The organism is Streptomyces tendae (assembly GCF_008632955.1).
Lineage (GTDB): Bacteria > Actinomycetota > Actinomycetes > Streptomycetales > Streptomycetaceae > Streptomyces.
In genome coordinates, this window is sequence record NZ_CP043959.1 from 4,800,509 (window position 1) to 4,814,938 (window position 14,430).

The 14,430-nt window shown below is 73.5% G+C and carries 13 protein-coding genes and 2 pseudogenes; 9 read left to right on the forward strand and 6 right to left on the reverse strand.

The features are described 5' to 3' along the window. The first annotated feature begins 80 nt into the window (after positions 1-80). The 4 genes and pseudogenes from F3L20_RS22070 (at position 81) to F3L20_RS35330 (ending at position 3,581) form a co-directional block, all read left to right on the forward strand. Positions 81-686, forward strand: a complete 606-nt coding sequence (locus F3L20_RS22070) for a sulfite oxidase-like oxidoreductase (RefSeq protein WP_150155844.1) — start codon at positions 81-83, stop codon at positions 684-686. A gap of 64 nt (positions 687-750) precedes the next feature. After that, on the forward strand, positions 751-1,470 hold the full coding sequence (locus F3L20_RS22075; RefSeq protein WP_150157457.1) for a ferredoxin reductase: 720 nt from the start codon (positions 751-753) through the stop codon (positions 1,468-1,470). A 248-nt stretch (positions 1,471-1,718) separates the two neighbouring features. After that, on the forward strand, positions 1,719-2,690 hold the full coding sequence (locus F3L20_RS22080; protein WP_150155845.1) for an acetylxylan esterase: 972 nt from the start codon (positions 1,719-1,721) through the stop codon (positions 2,688-2,690). A gap of 133 nt (positions 2,691-2,823) precedes the next feature. Then, a pseudogene (locus tag F3L20_RS35330) lies at positions 2,824-3,581 on the forward strand (GntR family transcriptional regulator). On the opposite strand, the gene F3L20_RS22090 reads toward F3L20_RS35330, so the two are convergent. Then, the gene (locus tag F3L20_RS22090) at positions 3,551-4,288 is read right to left on the reverse strand and encodes an acyl-CoA thioesterase (RefSeq protein WP_431193197.1); all 738 of its coding nucleotides are present in this window, start codon (positions 4,286-4,288) and stop codon (positions 3,551-3,553) included. The pseudogene F3L20_RS35330 and the gene F3L20_RS22090 overlap by 31 nt on opposite strands. Before the next feature lie 214 nt (positions 4,289-4,502). Continuing rightward, entirely contained in the window at positions 4,503-5,252 is a 750-nt protein-coding gene (locus tag F3L20_RS22095) for a class I SAM-dependent methyltransferase (protein ID WP_150155847.1), read from the reverse strand. 170 nt (positions 5,253-5,422) lie between these two features. On the opposite strand from F3L20_RS22095, the pseudogene F3L20_RS22100 reads away from it, so the two are divergent. Further along, a pseudogene (locus F3L20_RS22100) lies at positions 5,423-6,584 on the forward strand (D-alanyl-D-alanine carboxypeptidase family protein). Positions 6,585-7,056: 472 nt separating this feature from the next. On the opposite strand, the gene F3L20_RS22105 reads toward F3L20_RS22100, so the two are convergent. Together F3L20_RS22105 and F3L20_RS22110 are read right to left on the reverse strand one after the other, a co-directional pair. After that, positions 7,057-8,073 carry an asparaginase gene (locus F3L20_RS22105; RefSeq protein ID WP_150155848.1) on the reverse strand — a complete coding sequence of 339 codons (1,017 nt, stop codon included), beginning with the start codon at positions 8,071-8,073 and terminating at the stop codon, positions 7,057-7,059. Then, on the reverse strand, positions 8,073-8,828 hold the full coding sequence (locus F3L20_RS22110; protein ID WP_150155849.1) for a FadR/GntR family transcriptional regulator: 756 nt from the start codon (positions 8,826-8,828) through the stop codon (positions 8,073-8,075). The genes F3L20_RS22105 and F3L20_RS22110 overlap by 1 nt, the downstream gene beginning before the upstream one ends. 189 nt (positions 8,829-9,017) lie before the next feature. Here F3L20_RS22110 and F3L20_RS22115 point away from each other — a divergent pair, with 189 nt between their 5' ends. Then, positions 9,018-10,106, forward strand: a complete 1,089-nt coding sequence (locus tag F3L20_RS22115) for a fatty acid desaturase family protein (RefSeq protein ID WP_382682796.1) — start codon at positions 9,018-9,020, stop codon at positions 10,104-10,106. Between the two features lie 62 nt (positions 10,107-10,168). Here the strand turns inward: F3L20_RS22115 and F3L20_RS22120 are convergent, their stop codons facing one another. Then, entirely contained in the window at positions 10,169-10,435 is a 267-nt protein-coding gene (locus tag F3L20_RS22120) for a helix-turn-helix domain-containing protein (RefSeq protein WP_150157459.1), read from the reverse strand. A gap of 265 nt (positions 10,436-10,700) precedes the next feature. Between F3L20_RS22120 and F3L20_RS22125 the strand changes: the two genes are divergently transcribed. Beyond that, entirely contained in the window at positions 10,701-11,090 is a 390-nt protein-coding gene (locus F3L20_RS22125; protein ID WP_150155850.1) for a MarR family winged helix-turn-helix transcriptional regulator, read from the forward strand. A gap of 146 nt (positions 11,091-11,236) precedes the next feature. On the opposite strand, the gene F3L20_RS22130 is transcribed toward F3L20_RS22125, so the two are convergent. After that, positions 11,237-11,641 carry an SseB family protein gene (locus tag F3L20_RS22130; protein WP_145825854.1) on the reverse strand — a complete coding sequence of 135 codons (405 nt, stop codon included), beginning with the start codon at positions 11,639-11,641 and terminating at the stop codon, positions 11,237-11,239. Between the two features lie 210 nt (positions 11,642-11,851). On the opposite strand from F3L20_RS22130, the gene F3L20_RS22135 reads away from it, so the two are divergent. Together F3L20_RS22135 and F3L20_RS22140 are read left to right on the forward strand one after the other, a co-directional pair. Further along, positions 11,852-13,297 carry a glyceraldehyde-3-phosphate dehydrogenase gene (locus F3L20_RS22135; RefSeq protein WP_150155851.1) on the forward strand — a complete coding sequence of 482 codons (1,446 nt, stop codon included), beginning with the start codon at positions 11,852-11,854 and terminating at the stop codon, positions 13,295-13,297. A 148-nt stretch (positions 13,298-13,445) separates the two neighbouring features. Next, on the forward strand, positions 13,446-14,405 hold the full coding sequence (locus F3L20_RS22140) for a hypothetical protein (protein ID WP_150155852.1): 960 nt from the start codon (positions 13,446-13,448) through the stop codon (positions 14,403-14,405). The last annotated feature ends 25 nt before the right edge of the window (positions 14,406-14,430 follow it).

A 14,430-nucleotide genomic window follows, 5' to 3' on the forward strand; every position in this document is an offset into this window, starting at 1 on the left:
CCTGCCGTGCGGGGCACGGACACCGCGTACCGTTGGTCAGCGGAACACTGAGCACCAGTCGCAACGGAAACGCCGATCACGTGAACATCACCCGAGGCTTCACCGGCCGTCCTCGCGTGCACAATCCCGGGCTGCCGCCCGGCCAGTACGACGCGGGGGACGAGTGGCCCGTCCTGTCCGCCGAGGTCACTCCCGACCTGACCCCCGAGGACTGGACCTTCCGGATCGACGGCCTGGTCGCCGAGCCCCGCACCTGGGACTGGGAGCAGGCCCACGCGCTGCCCGCGTCGGCGTACGAGGGTGACATCCACTGTGTGACGAGCTGGTCGAAGTTCGGGGTGCGCTTCGGCGGTGTCTCGCTGGACGCGTTCCTGGAGCAGGTGCGGCCCCTGCCGTCGGCCACGCACGTGGTGGCGTACGCGCACACCGGGTACACCACGAACCTCCCCCTCGCGGACGTGACCAGCGGGCGGGCCTGGATCGCCTGGGAGTACGGCGGTGAGCCGCTGCCCGCCGAGCACGGCGGCCCGGCTCGGCTGATCGTGCCGCACCTGTACTTCTGGAAGAGCGCCAAGTGGATCGCCGGGCTGCGGCTGCTGGACCACGACGAGCCGGGCTTCTGGGAGGGCAACGGCTACCACGCGCGGGGCAACCCGTGGGAGGAGCAGCGGTACTCCGGTGACTGAGCAACTGACACGGCGGATCACTCCGGCAGCGCCCGGGCGTCAGGCGCCGGTGACGCGGTTCGCGGTGCCCGGGCGCATCGGGGTGAGCGAGCAGACCGCGTCGGTGTGGCGGACGGCCACCCTGACGGAGATCCGCCGCGAGACGCCCCGCGCGTCGACCTTCCGGTTCGCGGTGCCCGGCTGGCCGGGGCATGTGCCCGGGCAGCACCTCATGGTGCGGCTGACCGCCGGGGACGGTTACACGGCGCAGCGCCACTACTCGATCGCCTCGGCGCCGGACGACTCCGGGCACATCGAGCTGACCTTGGACCACGTGTCGGACGGCGAGGTGTCGGGCTGGTTCCACACGGTGGCCCGCCCGGGCGACCGGATCGAGATGCGCGGCCCGCTCAGCGGCTTCTTCGCCTGGCCGGGCGACCGGCCCGCGCTGCTGCTGGGGGCGGGATCGGGCGTGGTCCCCCTGATGTCGATGGTGCGGCACCACCGCGCCCGCGGCCTGGCCCTCCCGCTGCGTCTGCTGGTGTCGGCGCGGGGCCCCGAGGACCTGATCTACGGGCGCGAGTACGGCGCGGAGACCACCGCGGTGTTCACCCGGAGCGCCCCGGCGGGTGTGCCCGTGGGACGTATGGCCGCCGGACATGTGGCGCCGCTCCTGGCCGAACAGCCTCCCGGTGGGTGGGAGGCCTATGTGTGCGGTTCCAACTCCTTCGCCGAGCACGCCTCCAGGCTGCTGGTGGCCGCAGGGCAGCCCGTGGAACGCATCCGCATCGAACGTTTCGGCTGACCCGGGCCGGCCGCGGGCCCGAACCGGCCGCCCGCCCCGGCCCGCCGGAGCCGGACAGCCGTCGTTTCGCGCGCCCGCCGCCGGGGCACCCGCCCCGCACTGACCGCACCGGGATCGCGGGACGGCACGACAGCAACCGCTTTCCACGCCCCTTACCTGGCCCTTTCTCAAGGAACCCTGGCGATGCGCCGGATGATCCACGTAACGTGTCCTCGCTTCGCACGGTCCCTTCACGAAGGCGGTCCCTGATGGCCCTGTTCGACCTCTCCCTCGACAGACTGCGCTCGTACCGCAGCGTGTCCACGGCGCCCGCGGACTTCGACGCGTTCTGGTCCGCGACGCTGGAGGAGGCCCGTCGGCACGACCTGGACGCCCGTTTCGAGCCGGTCGACACGGGACTGTCCACCGTGGAGGTCTTCGACGTGACGTTCGCCGGCTTCGGCGGCCACCCGGTCAAGGGCTGGCTGGTCCTTCCCGCCGGGGCCGACGCGCCGCTGCCGCTGGTGGTCGAGTTCATCGGCTACGGCGGCGGCCGGGGCCTGCCGCACGAGCACCTGCTGTGGGCGTCCACGGGCCGCGCGCACTTCGTGATGGACACCCGCGGCCAGGGCAGCGCCTGGGGCGGGGGCGGCGGCACCGCGGACCCGGTCGGCGGCGGCGGACCGGCGTTCCCCGGTTTCATGACGCGCGGCATCGAGGCGCCCGAGAACTACTACTACCGGCGGGTGTTCACCGACGCGGTGCGCGCGGTGGAGGCGGCGCGGTCGCACCCGCTGACCGACGCGAGCCGCACCGTGGCGGTCGGCGGAAGCCAGGGCGGGGGCATCACGCTCGCGGTGGGCGGACTGGTCCCGGACCTGGCCGCCGTCGCGCCGGACGTGCCGTTCCTGTGCGACTTCCCGCGCGCCACGACGCTCACCGACCGCAACCCGTACCGGGAGATCGGCTCCTTCCTCAAGACCCACCGGGGCCGCTCGGCGGACGTGCTGCGCACCCTGTCCTACTTCGACGGCGTGCACTTCGCCGCCCGCGGCAACGCCCCCGCCCTGTTCTCGGCAGCCCTGGAGGACCAGACCTGCCCGCCGTCCACGGTCTTCGGCGCCTTCAACGCGTGGGCGCACGAGGACAAGACCATCGAGGTGTACGAGTTCAACGACCACGAGGGCGGCGGCCCCTACCAGGAGGCGGCGAAGGTGCGCTGGATGCGCGCGTACGCCTGACGCACCCGGGGGGGCACCGCACGGTTCCGGCCGAACTGCCGGACCGCCCTTCCTGTTGGTGTAGACCAATGGTAGATGTGGTGGCTCAACGAGCCCGCACGGCAACGGTACGTCACCAACAGGAGGGCGCGGTATGGCCCGCACCACCCCGCACGATCACGTCGTCGGCGGCCACCCGCCCACCGACGGGGAGCCGCTGTACCAACGGGTCGCCACCGCGCTGCTCGGCGAGCTGCGCACCGGCACCGTCCCGCCCGGTGAACGGCTGCCCGGTGAACGGCAGTTGGCCGAGCACTTCGGCGTCAGCCGGGAGACGGTACGGCAGGCGCTGCAGGTGCTGCGGCGGGACGGGCTGGTCGCCACGGACCGGCGCGGCAGCCATGCGGCGCTGCCCGGCGAGCCGGTGGAGGCGCCGGCCGCCGCGGGCTTCCCGCTAGGGGCGCGGCGCGCCGGGCGGGACACGGCGGCCCGGCCACCGTCACCTGGGAGGTCCCGCCGGCGGGGCACGCGGAGCCGCTGGGGCTCGCCCCGGGCCGGCCGACCCTGATGCACCGGTACTGGTCCTCGTCGGCCGACGGGCGCGAGCAGCGGACCGCGGTGACATCGTTTTCCGCCGTGGTGCTGGCGGAGGTCGAGGAACTGGCGCGCTACCGCGACCGGGCCGACGGCACCGGCGCCGCCGAGCTGCGCCGGGCCTACGACTGGATGCGCCGGGCGGGTCTGTCGCTGCACCACCGGGACACGATCACCCGGCTCGCGGGCACCCCGTCGGTCCGGGTGACCCGACGGGTGCACGACCAGTACGCCCGGCCGCTGGAGCTCACCGAACTGGTCCTGGACGCCCAGCAGGACGTCCTCGTCTACGAGTTCACGGTGCCGGCCGCCGTCTGAGGGGGCGTCGGGCCGCGCACCACGCGCGCCTGCCGGGCCGCCGCCAGCAGGGTCCGGTCCCGCGACCACACCGCGCTGTCGTCGACGGCCCAGCCGCCGCCCGCGTGGTCGCAGCGGATGCGGACCAGGCTCCAGCCGTACGGCGACCCGTCGTCGAGGGCGTCGGAGAAGTGCACGGTCAGCTCGGCGGTGGGGACCGGCCGGGGGGTGCTCCAGTGGGCGTACAGGGCGGGCGGCAGGACGTCCGTGAGCGTGGTGACGGCCGCCGCGTCCAGGGGCCGGTCGTCCCGGAAGCGCACCCACGCGACGAGTTCGGCGCGGGGTCCTGCGGCCAGCGGGAGGTCGCCGGTGCCGGGACGCATCTCCAGCTGGCGGGCGAAGGGCGCGAGGTCGGCGGGCAGCTCCAGCGGGAGGCAGTCGTCCGGTTCCGGCACGTCCGGGGCGGCGAGCCCGGCGTACGCGGGGCCGGGGCGGGACGGTCCGAACAGCGCCGAGCCGAGGACCACCGGCTCGCCGTCCTGATGTCCGGTGAAGAGGCAGGTGGAGGTGCGCCGGCCGGTCGCGGGCGCCGTCCCGGAGAAGCTGAGCGGGCCGGTGCCCACGGGGGTCAGGAAGTGCGTGGTCAGCGACCGGACCGGCTGCGCACCGCCCGCGAACGAGCCCCGTACGGCGGTCAGTGCCGCGCCGGCGACCCAGCCCCCGTGCATGCCTTCCCAGGACCACCAGGCGGGGTCGATGCGCGTCGCGTCATACGAAGTCGTCGTCACGCGACGACCCTAGCCAGGCGGGTTGGAAAATCCAACCCGTTCCAGGGTGCGAGTTGGAAAACCCAACGCACGGGCGCGGAGGGTCTCCGTCCGCCCTCCCCCGGACCGCCCTCCCCCGGACCGTCCGCCTCCGGCCGCTGAGCCCTCCGGCCCCTCAGTCCCCCGGCCGTTCAGGTTCAGCCCCCGGCCGCTCGGCGACGACCAGGCGCACCTTCGGGCTTCCGTCCCGCCGTCGGCCGAAATCGGGCAGCGGCCAGAACGCGACGCGGAACCCAGTGCGGTCCAGCCCGTGCCACAGGTCGCCGAAACGGACGGCGCGGTAGTACATGACGAACGGCGGACGCCACACGGCGTTGCGCACCCGCATGGCGGTGTCGAACCCCAGGAGCATCGCGTGGGTGACGGAGCCGGGCCGGGGCGGTGCGACCACCGGGAAGACGAACCGGCCACCGGGCCGCAGCACCCCGTACACCTGGGCGAACAGCCGCGGCATCTCGCGCGGCAGGAAGTGGCCGAACGCACCGAAGCTGACCGCGAGGTCGAACTCCGGTCCGAACGGCAGCGCTCGCGCGTCCGCCCTCACCCAGGAGACGTCGGGTCCGGCCGGCCGGATGCGCGCGCGGGCGACGTCGAGCATCCCGGCGCTGAAGTCCACGCCGGTGACGCTCTCCCGGCACACCTGCCGCAGCACGTCCACGCCCGCGCCGGTGCCGCAGCACACGTCCAGGCCGGTGTCGTAGGGCCCGGAGTCCAGCAGCGCGGAGACGGTGGCGTCCAGCACCGAGTCGGGCGTGCGGAAGGGGGTGTGGTCGAACTTCGGGGCGAGGAGGTCGTAGCCGCGCTCCACGGACGACATCGCCTGGACGACGAGTTCGCTCAGACGGGGGCCTTCGGGGCTGAACATCAGCTCAGCCTAGGGCCTGATCCGTACGGCCGCCCGGAGCGGCACCGAGCTGACCGTGTGCGGTCGCGCCCGGCGGCCGGGCGGGTGCCGTGTGGGGCATCCGGGTGCTCGCGGGCGGCTCGCGGCCGGGGCAGCGCGGTGTTCGGGGGGCCGATTCCTACGTTTGCGGTATGACTATCGGATTTGCTTCGCGGGCTGCCGTGTCGGGGTGTGCGCTCTGCGCGGCGGGCCTGCTGGCGCTCGCGCCCGCCGCGGCGACGACCGGGCCCGGCGCCGACCCCGGGCCGCGGACGACGGAAGCGCCCGCGTCCCTGCTGTTCCGGCCCGGCACACACGTCCGCCCGCGTACGGGGCGCCCGAGGTCCGGACCTGTCCGCCCGCTCGTGGCTGGTCGCCGACGCCGACACCGGCGAGGTGCTCGCGGCGCACGACGCGCACCGCAGGCTGCCTCCCGCCAGCACCCTCAAGACGCTGTTCGCGCTGACCGTGATGCCGGCCCTGCCCTCCGGCATCCGGCACCGCGTCCGCCCCGGGGAACTGGAGGGCATCGGGCCGGGGAGCAGTCTCGTCGGGGTCGCCGAGAACCGGTCGTACCGCGTCTCCGACCTGTGGAACGGGGTCTTCCTCAACTCCGGCAACGACGCCGTGCGGGTGCTGGCGGCGCTCAGCGGCGGGTGGCGGGTCACGGCCGAACGGATGGAGGAGAAGGCGCGTGCCCTGGGGGCCCGGGACACCCGGGTGAAGTCGCCCGACGGGTACGACGCTCCCGGCCAGGTGTCCTCCGCGTTCGACCTGGCGGTGTTCGGCCGCGCGGGGCTGCGCAGCCCGGAGTTCGCGGCGTACTGCGCCAGGGCGGAGGCCAGCTTCCCGGCCCGCGACGGCGGCCACTACCCGATCGTGAACACCAACCGCCTGCTGACGGGGGCGGACGGGGTCACCCCGTACCGGGGGCTGATCGGGGTCAAGAACGGCTACACCAGCAACGCCGGCAACACGCTGGTCGCCGCCGCGCGACGCGGTGACCGCACGCTGGTGGTCACGGTGATGAACCCCCGGTCGGACGAGGGGCACGCGGTGTACGAGGAGACGCGGTCGCTCCTGGACTGGGGCTTCGAGGCGGCCGGGCGGGTCGAACCGGTGGGCTCCCTGGACGCCCTGCGCGCCGGCCCCCCGGGCGGCCCGGAGGCGGACGCCGTGGCCCTCCCCGCACCGCGCCGGAACGACGCCTACGAGCGCCCGGCGGCCTGGACGGTCGCCGGGGCCGCCCTGCTCGGCGGAGCGGGGGTGGCGGTGTTCCTGCGCCTGCGATGGGGCCCGGTCCCGAAGAACTGACGACCGCCGCCGAACGGCTCCCCGGGCCACGCCGGGCGACCGCGGCCGCGGGTCGGGCGGCTGCCGTCTGAAGGGCACCGCCCGGCCGGCCCGCCCGGTCGACGGCACCGCCCCGAGCCTGTGCGTCGTCGGGGCAGACACCCCGGGCCCCCGGGTGCCACGCGCCGGCCCGGCCGGCCCGCCCGGTCGACGGCACCGCCCCGAGCCTGTGCGTCGTCGGGGCAGACACCCCGGGCCCCCGGGTGCCACGCGCCTGACGCCGGGGGCTGCCGTCCCGGCGCGGCCCCCCTCATGACGCGACCGTCCGGCAAGGCAGCGCCGTGCACACCTGACCGGTCGGGCTGCCCGGACCGGCCTCGACCCACGGCTCACCCCGAGCGACAGCGCGCCCCGTGCCACGCCCGTCCCGGACGACTGCCGGTCCGGACGGCACGGACCTCCTGGCGGAGGCCGCGCGGCTCCGCCCGTGCGACTAGGCGCAGACCGGGTCGCCCGCCCCGTCCAGTGCGCGGACCGGGCGGATGCCGCCGACCGGCCTGCCGCCGCCCAGTACCGTCTCGCCCGTGAAGTCGGCGAGCAGAGCCGGGTCCACGCCCGCCTGGGCGAGGGCCGCCGCGGCCACCGGGATGCGGGCGCGTCCGGCGCCGTCGGCGATTTTCACGGCGACCGCCCGGCCGTCGGGCAGCGCGGCCACCTGGACGCCCTCGAAGCCGTCCTTGGCGAGCAGCCCGGGCACGGACCGCATCAGCGCGGCCACGTCCCGGCCGGAGCCGGACGCCATCTCGGCGTGCGCGCGCATCGCGTCGGCGACCCGGGCCTCGGGGGTGCCGGGCGCGGCCGTGGTGATGCGGGCGGCGGCGCGGGCCAGGCCCTCCAGGGAGACCGCGAACAGGGGGGCGCCGCAGCCGTCGACGGTGACCGCGGCGACGCGCCGGCCGGTGAGGTCCTCGACCGTCTCGGCGATCGCCCGCTGCAGGGGGTGCGCGGGGTCGAGGTAGTCGTCGAGGGACCAGCCGTTCAGCGTCGCCGTGTACAGCATCGCGGCGTGCTTGCCGGAGCAGTTCTGGGCGAGCCGGGACGGGGCCCGGCCCGCGCGCACCCAGGTGTCCCGGACGACCGGGTCGAAGGGCAGGTCGGGCACGTTGAGCAGACGGTCCTCGGCCAGCCCGGCGCGCGCGAGGATGCGCCGGGCGCCGGCGAGGTGACGCTCCTCGCCGGAGTGGCTGGCCGCCGCCAGCGACAGCAGTTCGCCGTCGAGCGGGAGCCCCTCGCGGACCATGGCGACCGCCTGCAGGGGCTTGAGCGCGGAGCGGGGGTAGAAGGCGGCCTCGGGGTCGCCGAGGCGGAACCGGACCCGGCCGTCGCCGTCGAGGACGACGACGGAGCCGTAGTGGACGCCTTCCACCACACCGCCGCGTATCAGGTGGGCGACGGGGGCGTGGAGGGGTTCGCGGATCGGGGGTGCGTCCGCCGGGAGGCTGCTGAGCATCACACTGCCTGCGTGTTGTCGTGGTGGACCGGCGCGGGGGTGGTGCGCGGGCCCGGCGTGCGCGCGGAGCGCACGAGGTCGGTCAGGGTCGTCTCGACACGGTCGAGGTGGTGGGTCATGGCCCGGACGGCGTCCGGCTCGGAGCCGTCGGTGAGCGCCTCGGCGATCGCCCGGTGCTCGCGGTCGGACTGTGCGCGGCGTCCGCCGAGCTCGTTGAGGAAGGCGGACTGGCGGGCCAGCGCGTCCCGGATCTCCTCGAGGACCCGCCGGAACACCGGGTTGTGGGCGGCCTCGGCCACGGCGAGGTGGAAAAGGGTGTCCAGGGCCACCCAGGCGGTGGTGTCGGTCTCCCGCTCCATCCGCTCCAGCAGGTTCCGCAGCCGGTCGACGTCCTCGGGGGTGCGGCGCAGGGCCGCGTACCCGGCGACCGGGATCTCGACGTGCCGGCGCACCTCCATGAGGTCCCCGGCCGTGTAGTCGCCGAAGGTGGCGTCCTGGACCGCGTCGGCCACCACGAAGGTGCCCTTGCCGGTGCGGGACACGGTCAGGCCCATGGTCTGCAGGGCCCGCAGCGCCTCCCGCAGCACCGGGCGGGAGACCTCGAGGCCACGGCACAGCTCCGCCTCGGAGGGGAGCTTCTCGCCGATCGCGTACTCGCCGCGCTCGATGGCGTCGCGGAGGTGGGCGAGCACCGCCTCCATCGCGCTGACGCGCCGGGGTGCCGCACCACCTGTCTGGCTGTCTGACAGGTTCACGAGCCGATGGTGCGCGGCGGCCGTCGGCACTGTCAAGCGAGGGCGGTCGGGGGTGGGGCGAACCACACCCCGGCAGGGGGGTCACCACCCTTTCCCGCGGGGGGTGGCCCGCCCTCCCTTGGGGGGCCACCGCCATTCTTCGCGGGCAAGATCGTTCCGATACTGGACCGTATGGCCAATTCGACGGTACTGACCGGCATCCCCTCCTCGGTCGAAGGGGAAAAAGAAACAGGGCGACAGGGAATCGGGCGGAAAAGCGCGCGGGAAACAGGATCCGGAAGAGGGAGCGATTTCTCGGAGCTGTCACGACGTATGGCCGACGCGGGACTGCTCCGGCGCCGTCCGCTGTACTACACGGTCCGGTTCACGGCCGTGGGTCTGACGCTCGCCGGGAGCGTCGCCGCCTTCCTCGTCCTGGGCGACAGCTGGAGTCAGCTGCTCGTCGCCGCCGTGCTGGCCCTGGTGTTCGGGCAACTCGGACTGGCGGCACACGACCTGGCCCATCGCCAGGTGTTCTCCCGCCGGCGCCCCAGCGAGATCGGCGGGCTGCTGGTGGCCGACGTGCTCCTCGGCATGAGTTACGGCTGGTGGATGAACAAGCACACCCGTCACCACGCCAACCCGAACCACGAGGGCAAGGACCCGGACGTCGCGCCGGACATCATCGTGTGGTCACGGGGGCAGGCGCGCCGGGCCAAAGGGCCCGCCCGATTCATCGGGAAACATCAGGCGGCCCTCTTCTTCCCGCTGCTGACCCTTGAGGGGCTGAACTTGAGTTTCAGCAGTTTCAAGGCACTGCGCAGTCCGTCGATGAAACGGCCGGTGCTGGAGGGAATGCTGCTCGTCGCGCATTTCGGTGTGTATTTCGGCGGCCTTTTCTCGGTCCTCTCCCCCGGAAAGGCGCTGGTGTTCCTCGTCGTCCACCAGGGGCTGTTCGGCCTCTACCTCGGCTCGGTGTTCGCGCCGAACCACAAGGGCATGCCGATGATCGAGGAGGGGACCCAGCTGGACTTCCTGCGCCGCCAGGTGCTCACCTCCCGCAACGTCGACGGCGGTCCGCTGACCGACGTGTTCATGGGCGGCCTCAACTACCAGATCGAGCACCATCTCTTCCCCAGCATGCCGACGCCCGCCCTCGCCGAGGCGCAGGTCATCACCGAGCGGTACTGCGCCGAGCTGGGCATCCCGTACTGCCGCACGGGGCTGCTCGCCTCGCACCGCACCGCGCTGCGCCACCTGCGGGACGTCGGTGAGCCGCTGCGCACGGCGGGCGACTGACCCCCGCCGGCCCCGGGACCGGGGCGGGCGCGGCCGGCCCTTGTACGCCTCGCTTCCTTGACCTACCAGCCCTTCTCGAAAAGCTGGGTCACCTCGGCGATGCGGATCTCGTCGCGCAGGTACCGGGGGCCGCCGTCGTGGCCGGTGGTACGGAGCAGGCCGAGCGAGGTGAGCAGCCGGAGGTGGGTGACGGCGGCGGGACGGGTCACGCCCAGCCGGCCCGCGACGTCGTCCGCGGTCAGGCCGCGTTCGGCGGTGCCGGGTTCGCCCAGCCACCCGAGGATGCGCAGTCGTGTCCCGTCGGCGGGAGTGCTCAGCATGTCGTCCACCTCCACGCCGGGCTTCCGTGTCTCGCGGCGCCCTCCCACTGTGCCGCGCCCGGGGTCCCCGTGTCCCGCACTGCGGGCACCTTGTCCTGACTCAACCTCCTTGCCTGGTAAGGAAGTTGAACGTGAAAGCGGCGACCGGGGGCCACCCCGGTCCTCGTGCCGGTGTCACCGGTGGCGGAACACGCCGTCGCCGGGTGGAAGCCGGCCTCGACCCCGGACCGACGGGCCCGTTCATTGAATATCGAACAAGTGTTACGGTTCCCGTATGGCAGGGATGGCCGACGAGGCGCGGCTCGAGGAACGGTGGCGGGACATCCTCGCGGTGCACGCCCGCACCCAGGGCGAGATCGACCGCGCCCTGCACCCCTACGGCCTGGGCGCCTCCGACTTCGAGGTACTCCACCTGCTCGCGTCCAGCACTCCCCCGCCCGGTGAGCAGTGCCGGGTGCAGAACCTGGTCGGCCGGGTCCACCTCAGCCAGAGCGCGCTGTCCCGGCTCATCGCCCGGCTGGAGAAGAACGGCCTGGTCGAGCGCAGCACCTGCCCGACGGACCGCCGCGGCGTCTACGTGCAGCTGACCGCGCGGGGCCGCGACCTGTACGCCGAGACGCTCCCGGTCCAGCGCGCCGCCCTGGCCCGCGCCCTCGGCGACTGAACGCGACCGGACCGCGTCCCTGGGCGCCAACGACGTCCTGGAGGCCGACGGTGAGCGCACACGCCGCCCGGTGACGACGAAGCCCCGGCCCACGTCCTGCCCGATGCCGGGCGGGGACGGGCCGGGGCTGACGCACGCGGGGGCCCCTACGGGCGGGCGAGCAGCGTACGCACCCCTTCCGATGTGAGGGTCAGACGGTGGTCGGAGCTGCCGTCGATGGTGAGGGAGAGGTCGTCCGCCGGCCACTGCGCGGCGAGGGCGCCGAGCGGGACCAGGCGGTAGCGGGACACGAACGGGAGCAGTCCGGCCATTTCCAGCTCGGAGGTGAACACGGGCACCACCTGAGTGCCGCCCGGCTGCTCCAGCACCGGCAGCGCGACCGCTCCGGGGTCGGCGGCCTCCTGGTCGCCCGCGTCGTCGGGGACGGGGATCAGCACGTCACTGTTCGCCAGGGCGTCCAGCGCGGCGGTGTCCTCCGTGTTCTCGGACAGCGTGTCCAGGGCCCGCTGCGCGGGCGTGGGGGCGTTGTTCTCGTGCGCGGGTGTCTCCATGGCAGATTCCCTGGTAGCGGCGGTCGTGGGGCCCGCCCGGGGCTCGGTCGAACCCGGGCACAGCACGGGACGCGTACCCGTTCGCCCGTCACGCAACCCTTCGGTGCACACCCGCCGACGGGCCCCTCCGAGCCCGCGGGCGGACCCCCGCGGGACCCTTGGAGCGGCATGGCTATCATATGAGCACCCTCTAGCTCGAAAGATGATCCTGTGACTGTCAACGAAGACTCGTTCACCAACTGGAAGCACCGCGAGGAGATCGCGGAGTCGATGATCCCGATCATCGGGAAGCTGCACCGGGAGCGGGACGTCACCGTCCTGCTGCACAGCCGCTCCTTGGTGAACAAGTCAGTGGTCAGCATCCTCAAGACCCACCGCTTCGCCCGGCAGATCGCCGGCGAGGAGCTGTCCGTCACCGAGACGCTGCCGTTCCTCCAGGCACTCACCACGCTGGACCTCGGCCCGTCCCAGATCGACATCGGTCTGCTCGCCGAGTCCTACCGCGTCGACGACCGGGGCAGGTCCGTCGCCGAGTTCACCGCCGAGGCCGTCGCCGGCGCGACCGGTGCGGACAAGATCGACCGCCGTGAGCCGCGCGACGTCGTCCTCTACGGCTTCGGCCGCATCGGCCGTCTCCTCGCCCGTCTGCTCATCGAGAAGGCCGGCTCCGGCAACGGCCTGCGGCTGCGGGCGATCGTCGTGCGCCGGGGCGGCGAGCAGGACATCGTCAAGCGGGCCTCGCTGCTGCGCCGCGACTCCGTGCACGGCCAGTTCCAGGGCACCATCACCGTCGACGAGGCGAACAGCACGATCGTCGCCAACGGCAACACCGTCAAGGTGATCTACGCGAACGACCCGTCCGAGATCGACTACACGGCGTACGGCATCGACAACGCCATCCTGATCGACAACACCGGTAAGTGGCGTGACCGCGAGGGTCTTTCGCAGCACCTGCGCCCCGGCGTCGACAAGGTGGTGCTGACCGCGCCCGGCAAGGGCGACGTGCCCAACATCGTGCACGGGGTCAACCACGACACCCTCAAGCCGGACGAGCGGATCCTGTCCTGCGCGTCCTGCACCACCAACGCGATCGTGCCGCCGCTGAAGGCGATGGCGGATGAGTACGGCGTGCTGCGCGGCCACGTGGAGACGGTCCACTCGTTCACCAACGACCAGAACCTGCTGGACAATTACCACAAGTCCGAGCGCCGCGGCCGCTCCGCGCCGCTCAACATGGTGATCACCGAGACCGGTGCCGCGTCCGCCGTCGCCAAGGCGCTGCCCGACCTGAAGGCGCCGATCACCGGCAGCTCGATCCGCGTGCCGGTGCCGGACGTGTCGATCGCCATCCTCAACCTCCAGCTGGCCCGCGCGACGAACCGCGAGGAGGTCCTGGACCACCTGCGCAACGTCTCGCTGACCTCGCCGCTGAAGCGCCAGATCGACTTCATCAGCGCGCCGGACGCGGTCTCCAGCGACTTCATCGGCTCGCGGCACGCGTCGATCGTCGACGCCGGCGCGCTGAAGGTCGACGGCGACAACGCCATCCTCTACCTCTGGTACGACAACGAGTTCGGATACTCCTGCCAGGTCGTCCGCGTCGTCCAGTACGTCTCCGGGGTGGAGTACCCGACGTACCCGGCTCCGGCGGTGTGAGCCGGCGGTGACCGCGGAGCGGGGGCGGGGCGGGGCCAGTTGCCCCGCCCCGCCCCGGTCTGCCCGGATGACCTGTGGTAAGGGCCAGATCGATAACGATCACCCGGAAAACGGTTGCCCGGGCACCACGGCTTCCTAGTCTTCCGGCATGCCCCTCTTCAGCACCCGCACCAGCAGACGCCCCCGCATCTCCCGCTCCCTCGGCGACGACCAACTTTCCCGGGTCCTCGGAAAGTTGAGCAAGAAGGGCAGCGCGTCCGACGCCACCCTGATCGCCGAGCTGCTGGAGGAGACCGGCGACGACTGGGACAGACGCTCCCACCGGATGTCCGTCCTGGCCGAGGCGACGGCCGGCACCCGGATCGCGGCGGCCTGGCTGGAGCGGGAGCCGGACGCGCCGGACGCGCTGGTGTTCCACTCCTGGACCCAGCTGACGCGGGGGCTGCGCGACGGACACCTGGAGGACGCCCGGGAGGTCGTCGGGCGGTGCCACCGGGCCGCCGAGCTGGCACCGGAGGATCCGCTGCCGTGGGTGGTCCTGCTCGGCACCGCGCGGACCGAGCGGTACGACAGCAGGGACGTCCAGGCGCTCTGGCGGGAGGCCACCGGACGGGACCGCTATCACCGCGAGGCCTATCTGCAGATGCTCGCCCACCTGTCGCCCGAGGAGGGCGGTTCCAGCGCCTCGGTGCTGGACTTCGTCGACGCGGTGCGCGCCCACATCCCGGCCAACGCGCCGTGCGCGGCGATCGAACTCACCGCGGCCGTACGGCAGTACCAGAGCATCCTGGCGCAGGGCGGGGTGCGGGCGATGACCGCGGGCCAGCTGTTCGAGGGGGGACAGATGGCGGCGGCGCTGCACCAGGCGGCCACGCTGTGGCCGAAGCCCGGGTTCTTCCAGCACGCGGCGGCCGCCGCCGACCTCAACGTCCTGGCGTACGCCCTGTGCGCGGCCGGCCGCGCGGCGGACGCCCACCCGGTGTTCCAGGCCCTCCAGGGTGTGGTCACCCCGTGGCCCTGGGACGTCGACGGTCCGGCGCTCCAGCGCTTCGAGCAGCATCTGGCCAAGTGCGAACGCGGCCGCCAGGGCGGCGTCGGCAGCGGCTGAGCCGCGCCGCCCCGGCGGCCGTGCC

Excerpts from the sequence above, each read along its gene's own strand:
- F3L20_RS22080 (WP_150155845.1), top strand. The coding sequence starts at position 1,719 with ATGGCCCTGTTCGACCTCTCCCTCGACAGACTGCGCTCGTACCGCAGC.
- F3L20_RS22090 (WP_431193197.1), bottom strand. The coding sequence starts at position 4,288 with ATGCACGGGGGCTGGGTCGCCGGCGCGGCACTGACCGCCGTACGGGGC.
- F3L20_RS22095 (WP_150155847.1), bottom strand. The coding sequence starts at position 5,252 with ATGTTCAGCCCCGAAGGCCCCCGTCTGAGCGAACTCGTCGTCCAGGCG.
- F3L20_RS22105 (WP_150155848.1), bottom strand. The coding sequence starts at position 8,073 with ATGCTCAGCAGCCTCCCGGCGGACGCACCCCCGATCCGCGAACCCCTC.
- F3L20_RS22125 (WP_150155850.1), top strand. The coding sequence starts at position 10,701 with ATGGCAGGGATGGCCGACGAGGCGCGGCTCGAGGAACGGTGGCGGGAC.
- F3L20_RS22130 (WP_145825854.1), bottom strand. The coding sequence starts at position 11,641 with ATGGAGACACCCGCGCACGAGAACAACGCCCCCACGCCCGCGCAGCGG.
- F3L20_RS22140 (WP_150155852.1), top strand. The coding sequence starts at position 13,446 with ATGCCCCTCTTCAGCACCCGCACCAGCAGACGCCCCCGCATCTCCCGC.